Raw genomic sequence first — 20,112 nt, 5'->3', positions numbered from 1 at the left:
ATTTGAAGCTTAGATTTTAGATTAGTTTGGTATCAATTGGTAAAACGATTTACCAATATTCAATATTAGCAAAAATGGGTTTAGGAAAATGCTATGAGTTGTAATTTGTGAGTTACAAATGGTTTTGAGAAATAAAAAAGGTGCTCGTATTGAGCACCTTTTTTATAAACATTTTAACTAGTAGCCCGGGTTTTGTTTAATTCCCGGATTGATTGCAATTTGCGAGCTTGGAATTGGAAATAAAGCTTTTGTTGCGGTTGTAGGTTTATGATCCCACCAGGTATTGGTTGTGAATTTACCAAACCTAACCATATCTTCTCTACGTTTACCTTCAAAAACAAATTCACGCCCTCTTTCTGCCAAAAATTCATCAGGTGTTAATGTTGCAATTGTGTATCTGTTTACAGCATAGTCAGCTGATGAAAAGCGTCTGACAATACATTTGTTAATTAAATCAACAACTTCTTGTGTCGCGACATTTCCATTTTTACGCATTAAAGCTTCTGCTTTATTATAATAGGTCTCAGTGATACGATAAAGAACAAAATCATTTGCCCAATAACTGGCATCAGTTGGCAAACCAACCTGATATTTATTAAAACGTGCGCCGCTATTCTCTTCGCCCCTGGTCATTCCGCCTTCTCCTGTTTCGCCTTCACTATTTCTCCTGATTTCTTTAACAAAAACAAGTGGCTTATTATTATACTCTTCTGTACCTAAAACTGGGTCGGTTGTGCTTCCATACTTATATTGTGTACCTATCAAAAACCATTTCTGCTTTCTTAAATCAGTATCTTTATAAGCATCAAATGCAGATGGAACAACAACCACAGCGTTATTACCGTTTCTATCTGTTCCATTAATTTGTTTTTGATTGTAGTGCCAGAACAAACCTTCAAAACCTAATCTCCAATCAGCAGCTTTAAAATCGTAAGCAATTTGAAATAAATTTTCTTTTGATTTATCATTTGAAACACCGAAAGGTGCATAAATGTCCGGATCTAAATCAGCATTCCCGTTCAAGCCTCCGGTTTGTCCACTAATAATTTTATCACTTGCAGCAATACAATCATCCCAACGAGGAGTTCCGGTCCAAACTTCGGCATTTAAATATAGCTCCGAAAGCATGGCATAACCTGCTGCTTTGCTTACACGGCCTACTAAATTGGCTGATAATGGTTTCAATAATTCAACATTATCTTTGATTTCTTTTTCAATAAAATCAAAAACTTCTTTTCGGGTTTTAGTTGGCGGGTTTAATGGTGTACCAACTGTAGTAACAATTGGAATATTGCCATAAATATCTATCAGTTTAAGATAATGCCAGGCCCTTAATACTTTAGTTTCGGCAATTATTGAAGTCTTTTCGTCAGCTGTCATTCCAATTTTAACGAAATCAACTTTTTCTAAATCCTGGATAGTGTTATTACAAAATCCGATACCTTGCCAAATTAAATCCCATGGTCCTTTAATGGTATTATCAGTTACAGTCCATTCGTGGTTATGCAAGCGAATCCATTGCGCCCCATCATAGCCATGCCTGCCTTTTTGTGGCCAGGCAACCTGATCTGCAGTTAGTTCATTAAGTCTCCAGTAGTTATTATTATCCATAAAACTTACCCATGCACTTGCATGAGTGAAAGGTCTAAGTACTGCTGCCATTACCTCCGTTCTATTATTATAAAAATTGGTTGCAATAATAGAATTATACACGTTTTCATCCAGCTTAGTGCAGGAGCCTAGTGTAATCACACCTAATAAAGATGCATATAATATAAATTTTTTCATTTTTAAATTATTTTATAATTAGAATCCAACTTGTAATCCAAGGGTATATGTTTTTGTACGAGGGTAGAAACCTCTGTTATCAATACCTACGGTTAAACCAGTATCCTGAAGTTCTGGATCCAGGCCTGAATAGTTTGTAAACGTTGCGATATTCCGACCAGATGCATATAATCTTAAATTACGAATGTAGCTCGTTTTTAATTTGAAATTATAGCCTAATGTGATGTTATCAAGTTTTACAAAATTTCCACTCTCTAAGTAATAATCCGAAAATTGAGGTGAATCCTTAAGGGCTGCATTTTTATCAATTGCAGATCTTAATACATTGTTCGGCAACCAAGCTATATTTCCGAAAAACATATCCTGTACGTTTAAAATATCGTAACCAAATTTACCTCTAAAGAAAATGGTTAAATCGAGATTTTTGTATTTGAAAGTGTTAGACATTGAAGCGTAGTACTTCGGGATACCATTACCAATTACCGTCAAATCTTCGTTATTTATTCCGGCAGAGTTTGTTATTGAACCATCTTTTTTATAAAACTGCCATTTACCCAACGCATCAATACCAGCAAATCTTCTACCGTAAAAATTTCCTAACGGTTGACCTTCAACGGCCCTAATTGTATTACCTAAATTTCCTGGAGAAGGCAAGCCTCCGTACTCTAAGAAAGTTGCTTTAAATACATCGTTTGAAAGAGAAGATAAATTATTTTCGTTGGTACTAAATAAAACATCGGTACTCCACTGGAAATCCTTTGTTTGTATAGGAATCGCATTAATGGCAATTTCCAAACCTTTGTTAGATATACTACCTACGTTGGTGTAAATTGTACTGTTAACAAATGCCGGTACCTGGGCATTGTAACTTAAAAGTAAATCGGTTGTTTTACGTGTATAATAATCAATTGAACCACCTAATCGGTTATTTAAGAATCCAAATTCTAAACCAATGTTAAATTCTTTTTTCTTTTCCCATCTAAGATCCGGATTTGGGTTTCTTGAAGGGCCATAGGTTTGAACCCATTTTCCGTCTTGCAAATAAGGTCCGCCTGTACTTAATGTAATTAATGATTGGTAATTAGGAATGCCTTGATTACCTGTTACGCCATATCCAGCTCTTACTTTTAAATTATTTACCCACTTAAACTGCTCCATGAAGCTTTCTTTGGTAATAACCCAACCTATTGAAGCAGCTGGAAATGTTCCCCATTTATTATTTGCACCAAATCTTGATGAACCCTCCCTTCTTGCAGAAACAGAAAGCAAGTATTTCCCTTGATAGGCATAATTAACCCTACCTAACAATGAAATTAAAGTATTATCTTCCTTAAAAGATCCGATTCCGGGCCTAGGTAATGTTACATTTGTAATGGCATTACCTGCACCAATGTTCCAGTCTTGAAAAGCATCGGTAATGAAACCTGAATTGTTTAAGTTGAAATCTTCTCTTGTAAAATATTGATAACTATAGCCCACCACAGCTGATATTGAATGGTCGTTATTGAATACTTTATTGTAGTCTATTGTACTTTCGAAAGTGTAAGTTTTATCTTGTCGGTTGGCTTTAGAAGCATAACCAGTTCCCTGATAGGTTTGATTCGAAGAATAAGATGCTCTATCTCTGTAAGACCTATCGTTATATGTATCTCTGATTAATGCACCAAAAGCAGAAATTTTTAATCCATCAATAACCTCTAAAGTAAATTTGGTATCTCCAGAAAAAGTTTGCTGATCCCTCTTACTTAACTCTTGTGTGATTCTAGCAAGAGGATTATAGTTATTAAAAGCTGTAGTTTGAGTGAACGAGCGATCAGGATTATATACTGGAGCAGTAGGATTTCTTTGAACGGATTGTTCAAAATCCCCATCTGAACCACCTAGAAGATTTGCGTTATTAAAGTTGGCAGCCAAATTGGTTTGCATAGATAGCCGGTCTTTCAAGCCTTTCTGATTTAAATTTAATCTCGCACCATAGTTTTTACGACCATTTTCTTTAGATATACCTTGTAAATCATTGTAAAATAAACTGGCTCTGTAATTTGACTTTGGCGTACCGCCGGTAGCAGCAAAATTGTGATACTGAGTAATGTTCTCCTTATTCAACAATAAATCGTACATATCAGTATTTGCGCCCAAATTATTTGAAGGAGAGCGAGCAATAAACTCTTCAGCTGTTAAAAAGTCTGGCTTTTTTGCAACATAATCTCTCGAAAAGTAGGTGTTGTAATCATACGTTGGATCGCCACCTTTACCTTTTTTCGTGGTGATTAAGATTACACCTGCATTAGCACGTGTGCCATAAATTGCTGCCGCAGAACCATCCTTTAAAACATCAAACGATTCGATATCATCTTGCTGTAATAAATCTAGGTTGCCACCGGGTATGCCATCTATTACAATTAATGGTGTTGCAGAACCGGTAATGGAAACAATACCTCTTAACTGTACAGCAGCGCTGGAATTAGGGTTATTGCCACCTGTACGTGTAATACTCAAACCAGCAACCTTGCCTTGAATTAAATCTAAAGGACTTCTAGAACCTCCCTGATTAAAATCTTCGCTCTTAACAGTCGCAACCGCGGAAGTAATTTCACCCCTCTTTTGTGTACCATAACCTACAACTACAACATCATCTAATTTAGTATCTGCCGATACGGCCAATTTAATGCTTAAAGAATTTTGCGCACCAACAGTTACATTCTGAGTTCCGTAGCCGATAAAAGCAAATGACAGGATATCACCTACATTAGCTTCGATACTGAACTTTCCGTTTCCATCGGAAACAGTTGTTTTGCCAGAAGTTTGATTTTTGATACTAACACCCGGTGCTGGAGAGTTCTTATCATCAACCACCGTTCCGGTAATCACTTTTTGCGTTTGAACTTGCTGCCACAGCTTGTTCCCCTTCAAGAATCCACTCGCCCCTTCCCACTCCGAATTCATTGAAAACGCAGGACCATTTAGCAATATAATTGCAGCAGATAGCCCCGTAATTTTGAGTAAATTAATTTTCATTAGCGGTTTTGTTAAATTTTAAATTGATTAGTTATAATTAGTTTTTTATTACTCTTATTTTATTCCATTTAAATGCTCTGATACTATTTAAATCGATTTACTAAACGACAAAAGTTTATCGTTTTTAAATATATTTTTTAGAAATTATTAGTTGGTTTCTTAGTTGTACGCAAAGATTTGGCAGATACTTGTAGGTAAATAAAATGCCTACATAACATGCAGTTAGGGTCCTGCGAAAGTCTCATAAATAAATTTGGTTATGGTAAAACGTTTTACTACATCAATATTAGATAATATTTTATTTAATAAAACGACTTACCTGTAAAAATAACGTTACACTAAAACAACTTGTTATAAATTTAATCTCTGATAATAAGTGTGGCTGGGATAATAACCTGTTGGTTAGGGATTTTAGTTTTGGATGATAACTGATTTAATAACAGCTTAATAACCGTTTCGGCAATATCTTCTAATGGCTGCTGTACAGTTGATATACCTGGAGTATGCAATTCGAAAGCTTCGTGATCATCATACGCAATAACAGAAAATTCGGAGCCTATTTTCTTTTTTATTTGTTTCAGCACTTTTAAGCCGCTTATAGCAAGGTAGTTGGTGGCAAAAAGAACTGCATCTATTTTTTGAGTATTAAATAAATTTTTGATTTGGTTTATGGTTGTTTCTTCATCCTGATTGAAATGAATTTTCAACACCAATTCGTCGTTGTAAGCCAATCCATTATCTAGCAAGGCTTTCTTGTAACCATCAAAACGCTCAGTAATTTGTTCTACATCAATATCTGTCGTAACCAAGGCGATATTCTTTTTGCCTTGTGCTACAAAACTTTCTATAGATTGGTAAGACGCATTAAAATGATTGGCCCCAACGTAGTTAACATCAACATCAGCCAAATTTCTATCAAACAATATAACAGGTTTATCATCGCTTAATAGCATTCGAATATCTTCTTCGATACCTTTAATTGGCGAAATGATATAAGCATCAACCTTTCGCGTTTTGAACATATTTATCAGCTCCTGAGCCTTCTCAACGCTATTTTCTGTACTCGAATAGATGATTTTATAGCCTCGTTTGTAAGCTTTGTCTTCTATCAGCCTTGCTATTTTGGCAAAAAATGAATTTGAAATATCTTCTACTATTAAACCGATAATATTAGAATTTCCTGTCCTTAAACTCCTGGCTATCTGATTGGGTTTATAACCGCTTTCTTGTATAATTTTTTCTACCTTTTCGATTACAGCCTCGCTTATAGATTTTTCTTTCGCCTTACCATTAATAATAAAGGAAACTGTTGTGATAGAAACATTTGCTTTAACGGCGATGTCTTTAATGGAGAGGGCTTTCATCGTACAGATTAATTAATTATGAACAAAGCCAAAACTAACCAAAAAATCGAGATTTAAGATACCAGCTCATTTCTGCTATACTAATGGCTTTAAGCTTTTAAATAATTTAGTATAAGTTTTGCCGTTTTTGCCGATGCTCCAGGCGTTCCCATAAGCGATAGTAATTCATCGTAGTTGGATAACATTTCAACTCGGCTTTTGCCATCTACAATTAAAGCCAATTCTGATTGTACTTTTTGAGTATTGCAATCTTCTTGAATGAGTTCGGTTACTATTTTTTTATTTACAATTAGGTTTACCAATGAAATAAATTTTATTTTAACCAACATCCTGGCAATGGCAATTGAAACTGTGCCGCCCTTATATACAACTACCTGAGGCACTTTGAACAAAGCTGTTTCTAATGTAGCCGTACCCGATGCAACGATAGCCGCATGAGCATTATGGAGCAAATTGTAGGTGTTATCAAATAAAAGCTCAACCTTTTTTTCGCCTATAAATTGTTGGTAATAGTTTTCGCTAAACGTTGGTGCCGCAGCAATTGCAAATTCGTAATCAGGAAAACTTTCTGTAATGCTTAACATTACTGGTAACAAACGTTCGATTTCTTGTTTTCTGCTTCCGGGTAATAATGCAATGATTTTTCCTTCCCCAAAATGATTATTTTTTCTGAAATTAACATCTGGCAGGAATTGGTCGATTTCATCTAACAAAGGATTACCTACGTAATCTACATCCATTCCCCATTCCTTGTAAAAATCGACTTCGAAGGGTAAAATACAGAACATATGGTCTACAACCTTCTTAATTTTAAGTACTCGCTTTTGATTCCACGCCCAAACTTTTGGCGAAATGTAATAGCAAACCTTAATTCCGTTAGCTTTTGCAAATGCAGCAATTTTCAAATTAAAACCTGGAAAATCTATCAGAATGATTACATCGGGTTTCCAATCGATGATATCGTTCTTGCACGCATTTAAATTTTTATAAATGGTTTGGAGGTTTAACAACACTTCAGTGAAACCCATAAACGCCATATCGGCATAATGTTTAACCAACTGGCCACCCTCGGCTTGCATTTTATTGCCGCCAAAAAACCTAAAAACAGCACCGCTATCTTCTGCCTTTATCGCTTTCATTAAATTTGCACCATGTAAATCGCCTGATGCTTCTCCTGCTACGAGGTAGTATTTCATAATTGATGGAAAATGTTTTAATGATTATGAATGATGGTAGATGGAAAATGGATGATGGTGGATGGTAGATGGTAGATGGGAAATAGGAGATGGAAAATATCATGTTAGGTTGTAGTTACATCATCCATTTTACATATTACTTCCATTTTCCATCTTACATATTACTTCCATCTTACATTCTCCATCTTACATATTACTTCCATCTTAAAAAACTTTATAATAGAAGAAGACAAAAGCGCATACAAATGTCGCTGCCAATATGCCTCTGCCAATATTTTCTTTATAGTGTTTGAAAAAATACTGCATGGTGTAAGCATTAATAGCAATAGCACCGATGTATAGTAAATCGGCCTTTGCCAGGTAAAATACATGATTTATAATGTACCAAACCATTATAGAAAGAATTGCCGGAAATACTAAACCAATTGCCAAACCTATCCATACAGAATCCTTTAGTTTACTTATTTGATGAATCATTGCGATAAATTAGCCTAGGTTTAAACCATCAGGAGCGTTGATGTCTTTTTTAGCACCTATAAAATGTTTAATACTTTTGGTGCTTGATTGCAGTTTCTAATTTTTTTTTATCTATATAGTTTTTAAATTCCAAAAAAGTCATTTTTTCAGTTTCTTTAGCTATCTGCTCCTTAATTTCTCTAAACACCGCTACGGTATCAAAAGATTTTTCTGTCTTATTTTTCGTCTTCATTGTACACAATTTCTTTTGGTGAACGAATATCAAGTTGCGAATATCCACAACGTAAATTTATCGAATTGTAGCCTCTAATCCTAAAAACATTAACAATGTGCTTAAAATTCCAACTCACTAAGAAATCAACCTTATTTAATGTTGCCGTGGCAATATGTCTGCAATCATCTGCACTTGTTGGTCCTACCACCTTTTCATCTAAATACTTTTGAGCAAGTTCATATGCATCTTCCGTTACTTCAACATACTCCAAAAACTCTTTAGGAAGTTCGGCAAAATAATTCCTGACTTTTACAGGAGCACTTTGAAGTTCAATTTCAGATAAATTAGAATAGACACAAATAATTTGCCCCAATTTTACTTTTTCAAAAATCAAAGTTGAAATTTCTTCAAACTCTTCATCAAACACACCTCCAAAAACCGAAGTATCGAAATAAAGCCTTGGTATCATTTTATAAATTTACAAATATTTGTTAACGCTGTTATTTTGATACTTCATTTACTTCTGGCAAGAAATTGTTTATTAGCTTCAATTATTTTCCTCATTAAAACTCCAGCCGTTTAAAATTGGAATGGCATGATGTGCTGTTAAATCAAACTGAACCGGCACAACCGATGCGTAATTATGTTCTAGCGCCCAAACATCCGTGTCCTCACCTTTATCAAAATTTTGAAAAACGCCAGTTAACCAATAATATGGTCTTTTATAAGGGTCGGTTCTTTCTTCAAATTCTTCAGCCCATTTTGCATTTGCCTGGCGACAAATTTTTATGCCTTTAATGTTATTGCCTTTTGGGAAATTTACATTTAATAAGGTCGCTTCTGGTAAACCATGTTCTAAAACCTGCTCGCAAATGGTTTTAATGTATTTCTTGCAATAACTAAAATCTGCATCTTGTGCAAAATCATCTAAAGAGAATCCTACTGAAGGTATTTTTTCAATTGCACCTTCTACAGCGGCAGACATCGTTCCTGAATAAATTACATTGATTGAATTATTTAAGCCATGGTTAATTCCCGAAACACACAAATCAGGTTTTTTACCCTTAAAAATTTTATTAACTGCAATTTTAACGCAATCTACCGGTGTACCGCTGCATTTATACATCTCAACACCTGGATACAAATCTACTTTATCAAAACGAATGGGTTTGCCAATGGTAATTGCATGTCCCATGCCACTCTGCGGACTATCAGGTGCTACTACAACCACATTTCCAAGTTCCTGCATAACTTCCATTAGATTTTTAATTCCTGTAGCTGTTATACCATCATCATTAACCACCAAAATATTCGGTTTTGTATTTTGCTTTGTCATTCGGTAAAAATACAGATTATCATATAAAATCACTTAGAGAAGTATTTAAAAACAATTAATATAAATAGAAGGACCACCGGGATTGATTTGCTCCTTAAAAACATAAAATAAACAACATCAAAAATTTATTTCATTCGATAATATAATCCATATATATTTGGGTAAATAACTTATTACATGCGATTTGTACTTGTAAATCATCCCTAACCTTTTTACACCTACATGCTCGTTGCCACAAACCAAACTCAATTAAATGAAATTTAAACTATTTACACTAGCCTGTTTACTGGTTACGGGTTCGCTTGTAAAAGCGCAAACCTACCAATGGAAAACAGGTAATTCTGGAGGTTACACCTATAAATATGTAACTAATGATCCATCTTCAACCCGTTTTTACACCTTAAAAAATGGCCTGACTGTAATTCTATCGCCAAATAACAAAGAGCCAAACATTCAATTTCGCATGAGTGTTAGAGCTGGTAGCAATACCGACCCAAAAAATGCCACAGGCTTAGCGCATTATTTAGAGCATCTTTTATTTAAAGGAACCGATAAATTCGGAACGGTAGATTGGGCAAAAGAAAAACCTTATCTCGATAAAATCGATGCACTTTATGAAAAGTACAACAAAACAACCGATGCAGCCCAGCGTAAAGAAATTTACAAGGAAATAGATAAAACTTCTGGTGAAGCATCAAATTTTTCTATCGCAAACGAGTACGATAAAATGATGTCGGGTATTGGCGGTAATTCTTCAAATGCACATACCTGGTACGAAGAAACTGTTTATAATGAAGACTTTCCTTCAAACGCAACCGACAAATTTTTAGCCATTCAAGGTGAACGTTTCCGCAAACCTATTTTCCGCATTTTTCATACTGAGCTAGAAGCCGTTTATGAAGAAAAAAATCGTGGCTTAGATAACGATCCAAATAAATTGGATGAGGCGATGATGGCATTGTTGTTTCCAACGCACAACTACGGACAGCAAACCACCATCGGTACAATTGAGCATTTAAAAAACCCATCACTTGTAGAAATAAGAAATTATTACAACAAGTATTATGTGCCAAATAATATGGCAGCGATTTTCACAGGCGATTTTAATCCTGATGAAATGATAAAAAAGGTGGATAAAACCTTCAGTTACATGGTTTCAAAACCCGTAACACTTTACAATCCTGCTCCAGAAAAACCATTAACAAAAATTCAAAAAGTTGATGTTTATGGCCCAAGTGCAGAAATGGTAGAAATTTATTACCGTGGTTATGCAGAAAACACACCTAATAGCATAATGCTTAATTTGATTAAAAGCATTTTGTTTAATGGTAAAGCTGGCTTAATTGATATTAACTTAAATAAACAGCAAAAAACGCAACGCTCAAGCGCAAGCTACCAACAGATGAAAGATTATGGTGTGTTTAATTTATCGGCACAACCTCGTCAAGGACAATCATTAGAGCAGGTTTCTAAGTTATTATTAGAGCAAATAGACCTTTTAAAACAAGGAAAATTTGACGATGAACTTTTAAAAGCCATTGTAGCAAATCAAAAACTTAGTTTTTTACAGGCTTTTGATAGCAATAATAACAGAGCTGAAAATTTATCGAATGAGTTTATTTTAAACAGAGGAACCAAATGGGATAAAAGCCTAAGTGAAATTGAAGCAACCGCTAAAATCACAAAAACACAAGTGGTAGCATTCGCAAACACTTATTTTAAAGATGATTATGTAATTGGCTTTAAACACAAAGGTGAAGACAAAAACATTGTAAAAGTAGAAAAACCCACCATTACACCAATTAACGCCAATGGAAGTTTAACTTCTCCTTTTGTAAAAAATGTTTTAGATGCGCCTACAAAACCAATGGCACCTAAATTTTTAGATTACAAAAAAGATATCATCACTGGTAAAGTTGGTATTGCTGATGTTTTAACAACCAAAAACACTGAAAATTCTATCTTCAGAATGACTTATAGATTTAATCACGGCGCAAATAATTACAAACTGCTTCCTTACGCAGCTGGTTATTTACCATTTTTAAGTACCGATAAGTATTCTGCAGAAGATATAAGCAAAGCATTTTACAATATTGCTTGTACGTACAGCCTAAACGTTGGAACAGAAGTAACAACCATTAATATTAGTGGCTTGCAAGAAAATTTTGATAAGGCAGTAAGCTTGGTTGAACATATTTTTGCTAATGTTAAACCTAACGAAAAAGCATTAGCAGATTTAAAAACAACAATTTTAAAAAGCCGGGAAAACAATAAATTAAACAAAGGCCAAATCATGGTTGGTTTAACATCTTACGCACAATACGGAAGTGTTAATCCTTACAACAACGTGCTTACCAACGAAGAAGTTAAAAACATGAAGGCTGAGGATTTAATTTATCTTTTGAAAAACCTTAACAATTACGAACATGTAGTTACCTATTATGGTCCGAAGGATGTAAATGCCTTTACAACAGAATTGAAAAAAGAGCATTTGCTTCCTACCGAATTTACACCAGCAGCACCTGCAAAAGTATATGCTTACACCGTTCAAGATACTAACAAAGTGTATTTTGCTAATTACGATATGGTTCAATCAGAAATTCGCTGGTTGAGAAATACAGGTTTATACAATAAAGCTGACAGGGCTAATATTGAAGTTTTTAACAACTATTTTGGCGGCGGAATGGGCTCTATCGTTTTCCAAACCATCAGAGAATCGAAAGCTTTGGCTTATTCAACTTATGCCACATACCAAATGCCAGATAAGGCAGATAGACAATACAGCATGATTGCTTATGTTGGTAGCCAAGCTGATAAAATGACTGACGCAGTTAACGGTATGAATGAATTGCTAAATGTTCTGCCACAAAGTGATAAATCTTTTGATGGTGCAAAAGCTAATGTTTTAACTTATTTGGAATCGAATAGGGTTACTAAAGACGGTATCTTTCAATATTACTTTGCAGATAAAAAATTGGGTTATGACTATGATTCAAGGATTGATTTATACAGTGCATTAAAGCCAATCACTTTTGCCGATATCAAAAATTTCCACGACCAAAAAGTAGCCAATAAACCATATACCTATTTAATTGTAGCATCTGATAAGAAAGTTAAATTAGAGGATATGCAAAAATTTGGAAATGTAACTACTTTAACATTAGAGCAAATTTTTGGGTATTAAAAAATACAACGTAGAAGGTAAGAAAACCTAAAATATTTAACTTATAGAGCAGCTTTCTTTAATAGAAAGCTGCTTTTTTCTTAGTCGAAACTTAATAACGTGAGTTCGATTCTTAAACTTACTGGATTTACTGTTTTATCGTCGTATTGCTTATACGACACGTCTTGCTGAATTTATTTCAGCATCTTTCCTGCAAACAAGACTGAAATAAATTCAGGGTGACGGTAACTAAGAAAGCAGCTTTAATAATGCTGGTTTTTTCTTGCACATTGCTATTTGCACCATGTATCCCCCTCTTGAGGGGGCAAGGGGGAGGATTTTATATTAATATTATTCTCTTAATAATATCTTAAAGATTTTAGAATTTAAGCTAACAGTTTTTGGAAATGAACGTTCAGTATTTTATCGGGGTCTGCAGTCCTGCCATTCGCTGTAGCCCTCGTAGAAAAACTCGGGGCTGTCGCTCCTGTCAGGTTTAAAAACAAAGGTTGGTTAAAAGCCTAAACAATAACTATACATTGCAATGCTGATCTTTTCTTGCCCATTGCTGTCTGCACCATGTATCCCCCTCTGGAGGGGGCAAGGGGGAGGATTTACTAATATTATTCTCTTAATAACATCTCAAAGATTTTAGAATTTAAGCTTACAATATTTGGAAATGAACATTCAGTATTTTATCGGGGTCTGCAGTCCTGCCATTCGCTTTAGCCCTCGTAGAAAAAACTAGTGCTGTCGCTCCTGTCAGGTTTAAAAACAAAGGTTGGTTAAAAGCCTAAACAATAACTATACATTGCAATGCTGATCTTTTCTTGCACATTGCAATCTCACCATGTATCCCCTCTGGAGGGGGCAAAGGGGAGGATTTACTAATATTATTCTCTTAATAACATCTCAAAGATTTTAGAATTTAAGCTTACAATATTTGGAAATGAACATTCAGTATTTTATCGGGGTCTGCAGTCCTGCCATTCGCTTTAGCCCTCGTAGAAAAAACTAGTGCTGTCGCTCCTGTCAGGTTTAAAAACAAAGGTTGGTTAAAAGCCTAAACAATAACTATACATTGCAATGCTGATCTTTTCTTGCCCATTGCTTTCTGCACCATGTATCCCCCTCTGGAGGGGGCAAGGGGGAGGATCTTAAAATAACCAGATTCCATTCCTAAACTTAATATTTGCTATCTATCGCCCTATTGTTCATACAACACGTCTCGCCGAATTTATTTCAACATCTTTCCTCCAAAAAGACCCTGAAATAAATTCAGGGTGACGTTAACTAACCTGAAACTTAGTATTTATTTCCTTTGATAATCAACTACTATTCCGTTTGCCAACATATTTCTACCGACAATGGTTATTTTACTGCTTGATGGTGTTTCAACAATCAGCACAGAATTTCTGTTTCCAACCAATATTTTGGTTGTGGTAGAAACGTTTTTAACAATAAATTTTTGTGCAATCGCGTCGTATAAATCTACTTTTTTATTGCCTTTAATTTTATAGATGACGCTTTTGTTCTCCAGATATGGATTGTAAATTAAGTATGTTGGATAAGCTTTGCTTCGATAGAAATCAGTTGCAAGAACATCTAATTTTAAGATCCCATCTACATTAGTTTTTGCAACGATTGAGCCGAAAACACCTACATGTCCGCTTCCATAAACACTAAACTGTGATACTTCAGGGTTTTTCCCGGGCACCCATTTTGGCCCATCGCCCTGTGCAACTGGCCCAACCTTCGTTTGATAAAGCGTATCAAAAGTTGATGTTTTTGCAAAACCTTCGTAAGCTATTACACCTTTCGTAACCGCAGCAAATTGAGGAATTGTTTGTCTGTTCGCTGGCATGTACTGAGGATAAAAAAAACGAGAAGCATTTACAGCATTCAGCATCCATTTACCAATTGCATTGGCATAAGCAGGTTTGTAACGCACTATTGGTACCAAAGGCCATGCTGCATCAAAAGTATTCATTAAAAAACCATAACCTCCATGATCTACCGTACTGCCAACCACACCAGAAATATCATATCCATTCCATTTGCCGGTTAAAACGCCCCAACCCTCACGGCAAACCGCTGTGCCATCGAAAGTCCAGCCCAACAGTTTTTCTACATCAAAATTAGTTCCTTGTTCAACATTCATTCTTGCAGCCAGATAAGCTCCAAAAGGCATTAATAATTCGTAAGTTGGGTTTATTTTATTTGCCTCCAAAGCAGTCATAGCGCTAATTGCACCTTTAAGGTAACGCTTATCGCCGAATTTTTTATAAGCAGCATATAAAACCCAGGCATGCCCTGCAGCAGCATCTTGTTGAGCACAAATCTGATTGTTCATCGGTTTCATTTGTGCATAATCAAAGTACGAATAATTGTAATTGCCATTCAAAATAGAATCTGCTTTGTAGAACTTTTCGGCAATGCTTTTAGCAATCCAGTCGAAATCTTTTTCGTTAGGATATTTGTCGCAAATGGCATAAAACAAAACATTAGGATAAACATCATACCACCAATCTCTGCCATAACCTCCACCCAAAAGTGCAACTTCGGGTGCAGTATTATTCATCATAATATTCCATTTGGTATCGCTATTGAAATAATTTTTAAGCATGGCAACATAGTTCATATTGCCTTGTTTGCTTTTATCGATTCCGATTAAAGTTGCACCTAATACAGAACCCATATTAGCTAAAGCTTCATGAAACATGCCTTTGTTATTTTGTGGTCCTTGCCGAACATCACCAATTGCGGTGTAAATTCCCATTACTGGCTGACTAAAATTTTTGGTGGTGCTATCCATCCAAACCAGCGGCCAATAATTCCCTTTAGCATTAAAATCATAAACAGTTTTATCAAAATTCTGCGCCATTAATCTCCAATCACTAATTTGAAGTGGTTGCGGTACATCAGCCATTTCCTCCACCCTATTAAGCTTTAATTGCTTAACCTGAGCTTGAATAAAACTAGAAATAAACAGAAACAATACCGCAAGGATTAACTTTAAACCTTCTCTCATAATTATTGATATTTATTGGTTAGCAATTGGCAAAACAGATTAAGTAACTGGTATCAATCTAGATAATATTTCTTTAATGGAAAATTTTGCGCCACAAATAAACTCATCTGCAGCACCGTAATAAATGGTTAATTCATCACCATTTACTAGGTGCCCATTTGTAAAAACCACCTGTCCGAAAAAACCATGTAACTCATATTCTTCAAGCGGCAGCATTATTGGTTCATCAGTTTGCGCCAATATAATCGATGGATTGTTCAATTCCATTAAAAATGCGCCTAAACCATATTGATTTTCTTTGTTAGCACCATGGTAAATTTCAAGCCAACCTTTGTCGGTTTTAATTGGTGCTGCACCAGCCCCAACACGTTCACTATCCCATTTATTTTTTCGTGTTTTTATAATACATTTATGCTTTCCCCAGTAAATACCATCTAAAGATTCGGCTATCCAAATGTAGTTACCACCTAAGCTTACACTACTTGGTCGATGCAGGGCATAAAATTTACCATTAATTTTTTCATCAAAAATTGCACAATCTTTATTGTGTGGGGGTAATATCATTCCATGTTTCTGAAAGCTTTTCCAATTAGATGTGGTTCTCAATCCAACGCCAACCCCATGTTCTGATACAGCAGTATAAGTTAAATAAAAAATACCGTCAATTAAGGAAACCCTACAATCTTCAATTCCAAAAACTTCATCCAAACCTTCGCCTTGCAACAAAGGATAATTTTCTGGTTGATAAAAATTGAAATCATCATCACTACAAACCAACCGAAGATGTGAAAGCGTGGTTAAATAATCTGCACCTTTGTAATTAATTACCCTTGGATCTGTAGCATCTAAATCAGCATCATTTTCTTCAATCTTAAGAATCTCTATTCCATCTGTTGTTAAAATCGGGAATGAAATTATACCATTCTTTTGTTTAGGTCGTTCTGCTACACGGATAAGCAACCAGATTTTATTCTCAAATCTAAAAACTCCCGGATTCAAAAGACAGGCAATTTCCAAACCTTCGCGACTAGGAATTAAATCTTTTGGTGATAGAATTGGGTTTTGTGTAAATCGTTGGGCGATATCAGCCATAAAAAATTATTATTAAACAAAAACAGGCAACCGTATTTGATTGCCTGTTTTTATTACACTTTATAAATTCATTTATAATGAATTAATCCATTTCACTAATTCATCTCTTCCTTTACCCGTTTTTTGTTGCAATTTCCCTAATAACTCATCGTCCTGACCTTCCTCATGTTTCAAATCATCGTCAGTTAATTCAGCATAGGCTTGTTTTACCTTGCCTTTTATCTCATTCCATTTGCCTTTTAATTCTAACTTATCCATGTTGCTATCGTTTTATATTTTTTACTATTTGTTTTTGTTATTAATCAACAAATAATAATTACACATTGTTTCAAATACCATAAAATTCTTTCGAACGTCAAAAAACAATATCCATCATTATTTTTTAGCTATTATTTGTGTTACATTTAAGTTTCATTCCTATTTAAAGTAAACATCCATGAAAAAACTATTACTAAGTTTCTTTTTATCTTTCTGTGTAATTTCATTTGCTTTTGCACAAGAGAAAGTGATTACCGGGAAGGTAACCACCCCAAATGCTGAGCCAATTCCTGGCGCCAGTATATCCGTAAAAGGTTCGCCATCAATCGGCACACAAACAGATGCAGCAGGTATGTACCGATTATCGGTTCCTGCCAATACCAAAACATTAATTGTTAGCTTCATTGGCTATACTGGTAAAGAAGTTGCTGTTACAGGCGCTACGGTTAACGTTAGTTTAGCTGAAGAAAATACTACACTGACTGATGTTGTTGTGGTAGCTTATGGAACGCAATCAAAGCGTGATTTAACTGGCTCTCAAGCACGAGTTACATCTGCTGATATGAAAGATAGACCATTAGCTACTGTAGAAAGTGCTTTACAAGGAAAAGCACCAGGCGTTTTTATTAATTCTAGTAGTGGAAAACTCGGACAAGCATTACAAATCCGTGTAAGGGGTATTTCTTCCATATCAGCAAATAACCAACCCTTATTTGTTATCGATGGTACGCCTGTAATTACTGATGCTTTAGGAACCTATACAGAGCCTGACAATCCGTTGGCTGCAATTAACCCTGAAGATATTGAATCAATGGAAGTACTAAAAGATGCTGCAGCTGCAGCTATTTATGGAGCTAGGGCGTCTAATGGTGTCGTATTAATTACAACAAAAAAAGGTAAAGAAGGAAAGACTAATGTTGATTTTGGTTACTATGCTGGCTTTAGTGATCCGACTAAGAAAAATCAGTTTTTAAATGCGGCTCAATACAAACAATTGATGGAAGAGTCATTTAAGAATTCTGATTATGATGGTGGTAGTTATAGTAACTCTTCAGAACTTTGGGAAGATTATACAGGAACCACAGATTGGGATGGAAATGTAGATGCCGACTGGGCAAATGCTGCTTTTAGAAGAGGTCATACTCAACAATATAACCTCAATATCAACGGTGGTGATGCAAAGACTAAATTTATGCTATCAGGAAATTATAATGACAATAAAGGCATTATAATTGGTAACCGCTATGTCAGAACAGGAGGCAGATTAAGTTTAGATCACACGGTTTCAAATCTTCTAACTGTAGGCGGAAACATCAACATTTCAAAGGTAGATAATTATCGCGTCTCCAACGACAACGCTTTCTCTAACCCACTTCAATTGAATGCGTTACCTCCAATACAATCAATTTATGACGCTTCAGGAGAATTAAATAGTAATACTGTTTATTATAACGGTCTGATAGATTTAGCAAATGGAAGTAATCTTTCTACTACTTATAGAACCTTCGCAACTGCTTTCGCAAGCCTAAAGATAACGCCGAACTTAGTTTTCAGAAGTGAGTACGGTTTTGATTTTAATAGTCTTGAAGAAGAACTTTACTTAGGTTCAAAAACTCAAGATGGTGGGGGAACTTCAGGTTATGGTTCAGATTACAATGCTAAATCCATTAATTTTAACACCAATAATACCTTAACCTATACTAAGGTTTTCAATGAAAAGCATAGCTTAAATGTATTGGGTGGTTTTACTTTTCAAGAAGCAGAATTAAGATATGGAACAGTGACGGGTACGGGTTTTCCATCAGATAAATTCACAAAAATTGCTAGTGCTGCTACAATATCTGCAGGTAGTTCCTTTGAATCACGATATTCATTCGTATCTTATCTTGCCAGGGTAAATTATAAATATGCAGATAAGTACTTATTAAGTGCTTCAATTAGAACAGATGGTTCATCAAGATTTGGTTCAAACGAAAGATATGGAACATTTCCAGCCGCTTCAATTGGTTGGATTGCATCTGAAGAGGATTTCTTAAAATCAAGCACATGGTTGAGTAATTTGAAACTAAGAGCAAGTTATGGTTTAACAGGTAATGCGGAGATTGGAAACTTTGCCTCAAGAACCCTATATGGCGGCGTGAATTATGCAGGAACCGCGGGCACTCTACCAAATCAATTAGGAGATCCAAATTTAACTTGGGAAAACACATCTAATTTTAATATTGGCTTAGATTTTGGAATATTGGCAGATCGTATCAATGGAACTGTAGAGGTATATAAAAAGAAAACCAGAGATTTATTATTAAGTGTTCCCATTCCAGCAACAAATGGTTTTAGCTCTATTGTACAGAACATCGGAGATTTAGAAAACAAAGGCTTAGAACTTTCATTAAATACTAAAAACTTTGTAGGTGAGTTTAAATGGAGTACATCTTTTAATATTTCGTTTAATAGAAATAAAATTCTACGTTTAGCCGGTCAGCCAATTTATCCGGGTGGAAGATATATCGGGAGAATTGCGGAAGGTGAGCCTTATGGTTACTTTTATGGAAAGGCTTATGCTGGCGTGGATGCAAATAATGGTGATGCATTATATTACCTGGATGAAAGTCATACTGTAACAACGAATGTATATAGCAGTGCAAAAGATCAAAAAATTGGCGATCCTAACCCTAATTTTTATGGTGGTTTTGGCAATAGGTTCTCTTATAAAAATTTCGATTTAGACATTCAAACACAGTTCGTTTCCGGAAATGATATCTACAATGCAGCTGGTGGTTTCCAATCTGCAAATGGAGATTATTTCGACAATCAAACGATCGATCAAATGAACTATTGGACAACCTCTAACAGAATTACTTCTATACCTCAGCCTAGATTTGGTGCTTCAAATGGAACGCGACCTTCCTCAAGATATATTCAGGATGGTTCTTATTTGAGAGTAAAAAATGTAATCTTTGGCTACAACGTACCTAAATCATTTATCACAAAATACAAGTTGCAGAATTTACGCGTTTATGCATCTGCTCAGAATTTATTCACAATAACAGGCTATAATGGCTACGATCCTGAGGTAAATACTACATTCGCAGGAAGCGTTCAGTTGGGTCACGACTTTTACACACCTCCTCAAGCAAGAACAATCATTTTTGGTGTTAATGTTGGATTTTAATTG

13 protein-coding genes are annotated in these 20,112 nt (G+C 35.2%); 2 read left to right on the top strand and 11 right to left on the bottom strand.

What is annotated here, in order from left to right:
• Positions 1-177: 177 nt before the first annotated feature.
• The 8 genes from D7004_RS04290 to surE all read right to left on the bottom strand — a co-directional run bounded on the left by D7004_RS04290 (position 178) and on the right by surE (position 9,393).
• Positions 178-1,788: a RagB/SusD family nutrient uptake outer membrane protein gene (locus tag D7004_RS04290; RefSeq protein WP_123204641.1), complete on the bottom strand. Its 1,611-nt coding sequence runs from the start codon at positions 1,786-1,788 to the stop codon at positions 178-180.
• An 18-nt stretch (positions 1,789-1,806) separates the two neighbouring features.
• Entirely contained in the window at positions 1,807-4,806 is a 3,000-nt protein-coding gene (locus tag D7004_RS04285; RefSeq protein WP_123204640.1) for a SusC/RagA family TonB-linked outer membrane protein, read from the bottom strand.
• A 359-nt stretch (positions 4,807-5,165) separates the two neighbouring features.
• On the bottom strand, positions 5,166-6,170 hold the full coding sequence (locus D7004_RS04280; RefSeq protein ID WP_123204639.1) for a LacI family DNA-binding transcriptional regulator: 1,005 nt from the start codon (positions 6,168-6,170) through the stop codon (positions 5,166-5,168).
• An 89-nt stretch (positions 6,171-6,259) separates the two neighbouring features.
• The gene (gene lpxB, locus D7004_RS04275; protein ID WP_123204638.1) at positions 6,260-7,366 is read right to left on the bottom strand and encodes a lipid-A-disaccharide synthase; all 1,107 of its coding nucleotides are present in this window, start codon (positions 7,364-7,366) and stop codon (positions 6,260-6,262) included.
• 204 nt (positions 7,367-7,570) lie between these two features.
• Positions 7,571-7,843, bottom strand: coding sequence for a stationary phase survival protein SurE (locus tag D7004_RS04270; RefSeq protein ID WP_123204637.1), 273 nt, complete (start codon positions 7,841-7,843; stop codon positions 7,571-7,573).
• A gap of 67 nt (positions 7,844-7,910) precedes the next feature.
• A complete protein-coding gene (locus D7004_RS20545) occupies positions 7,911-8,075 on the bottom strand; it encodes a hypothetical protein (protein WP_167459407.1) in 165 nt (54 codons plus the stop codon).
• Positions 8,059-8,526, bottom strand: a complete 468-nt coding sequence (locus D7004_RS04265; protein ID WP_123204636.1) for a PIN domain-containing protein — start codon at positions 8,524-8,526, stop codon at positions 8,059-8,061. The genes D7004_RS20545 and D7004_RS04265 overlap by 17 nt, the downstream gene beginning before the upstream one ends.
• A gap of 78 nt (positions 8,527-8,604) precedes the next feature.
• On the bottom strand, positions 8,605-9,393 hold the full coding sequence (surE, locus tag D7004_RS04260; RefSeq protein ID WP_123204635.1) for a 5'/3'-nucleotidase SurE: 789 nt from the start codon (positions 9,391-9,393) through the stop codon (positions 8,605-8,607).
• Positions 9,394-9,646: 253 nt separating this feature from the next.
• On the opposite strand from surE, the gene D7004_RS04255 reads away from it, so the two are divergent.
• The gene (locus tag D7004_RS04255; RefSeq protein ID WP_123204634.1) at positions 9,647-12,577 is read left to right on the top strand and encodes a M16 family metallopeptidase; all 2,931 of its coding nucleotides are present in this window, start codon (positions 9,647-9,649) and stop codon (positions 12,575-12,577) included.
• Positions 12,578-13,868: 1,291 nt separating this feature from the next.
• Here the strand turns inward: D7004_RS04255 and D7004_RS04250 are convergent.
• From D7004_RS04250 to D7004_RS04240, 3 genes are all read right to left on the bottom strand, one after another.
• A complete protein-coding gene (locus tag D7004_RS04250) occupies positions 13,869-15,587 on the bottom strand; it encodes a hypothetical protein (RefSeq protein WP_123204633.1) in 1,719 nt (572 codons plus the stop codon).
• Between the two features lie 39 nt (positions 15,588-15,626).
• A complete protein-coding gene (locus D7004_RS04245) occupies positions 15,627-16,679 on the bottom strand; it encodes a glycoside hydrolase family 130 protein (protein ID WP_123204632.1) in 1,053 nt (350 codons plus the stop codon).
• A gap of 72 nt (positions 16,680-16,751) precedes the next feature.
• Positions 16,752-16,937: a CsbD family protein gene (locus D7004_RS04240; RefSeq protein ID WP_109926271.1), complete on the bottom strand. Its 186-nt coding sequence runs from the start codon at positions 16,935-16,937 to the stop codon at positions 16,752-16,754.
• Between the two features lie 178 nt (positions 16,938-17,115).
• Between D7004_RS04240 and D7004_RS04235 the strand changes: the two genes are divergently transcribed.
• A complete protein-coding gene (locus tag D7004_RS04235; protein ID WP_123204631.1) occupies positions 17,116-20,109 on the top strand; it encodes a SusC/RagA family TonB-linked outer membrane protein in 2,994 nt (997 codons plus the stop codon).
• Positions 20,110-20,112: the final 3 nt, after the last annotated feature.

Source organism: Pedobacter jejuensis (assembly GCF_003725795.1).
GTDB classification, from domain to species: Bacteria; Bacteroidota; Bacteroidia; order Sphingobacteriales; family Sphingobacteriaceae; genus Pedobacter; species Pedobacter jejuensis.
This window is presented reverse-complemented; position numbering and strand designations above follow the sequence as displayed.

Excerpts from the sequence above, each read along its gene's own strand:
- D7004_RS04290 (WP_123204641.1), bottom strand. The coding sequence starts at position 1,788 with ATGAAAAAATTTATATTATATGCATCTTTATTAGGTGTGATTACACTA.
- D7004_RS04285 (WP_123204640.1), bottom strand. The coding sequence starts at position 4,806 with ATGAAAATTAATTTACTCAAAATTACGGGGCTATCTGCTGCAATTATA.
- D7004_RS04280 (WP_123204639.1), bottom strand. The coding sequence starts at position 6,170 with ATGAAAGCCCTCTCCATTAAAGACATCGCCGTTAAAGCAAATGTTTCT.
- lpxB (WP_123204638.1), bottom strand. The coding sequence starts at position 7,366 with ATGAAATACTACCTCGTAGCAGGAGAAGCATCAGGCGATTTACATGGT.
- D7004_RS04270 (WP_123204637.1), bottom strand. The coding sequence starts at position 7,843 with ATGATTCATCAAATAAGTAAACTAAAGGATTCTGTATGGATAGGTTTG.
- D7004_RS20545 (WP_167459407.1), bottom strand. The coding sequence starts at position 8,075 with ATGAAGACGAAAAATAAGACAGAAAAATCTTTTGATACCGTAGCGGTG.
- D7004_RS04265 (WP_123204636.1), bottom strand. The coding sequence starts at position 8,526 with ATGATACCAAGGCTTTATTTCGATACTTCGGTTTTTGGAGGTGTGTTT.
- surE (WP_123204635.1), bottom strand. The coding sequence starts at position 9,393 with ATGACAAAGCAAAATACAAAACCGAATATTTTGGTGGTTAATGATGAT.
- D7004_RS04255 (WP_123204634.1), top strand. The coding sequence starts at position 9,647 with ATGAAATTTAAACTATTTACACTAGCCTGTTTACTGGTTACGGGTTCG.
- D7004_RS04250 (WP_123204633.1), bottom strand. The coding sequence starts at position 15,587 with ATGAGAGAAGGTTTAAAGTTAATCCTTGCGGTATTGTTTCTGTTTATT.
- D7004_RS04245 (WP_123204632.1), bottom strand. The coding sequence starts at position 16,679 with ATGGCTGATATCGCCCAACGATTTACACAAAACCCAATTCTATCACCA.
- D7004_RS04240 (WP_109926271.1), bottom strand. The coding sequence starts at position 16,937 with ATGGATAAGTTAGAATTAAAAGGCAAATGGAATGAGATAAAAGGCAAG.
- D7004_RS04235 (WP_123204631.1), top strand. The coding sequence starts at position 17,116 with ATGAAAAAACTATTACTAAGTTTCTTTTTATCTTTCTGTGTAATTTCA.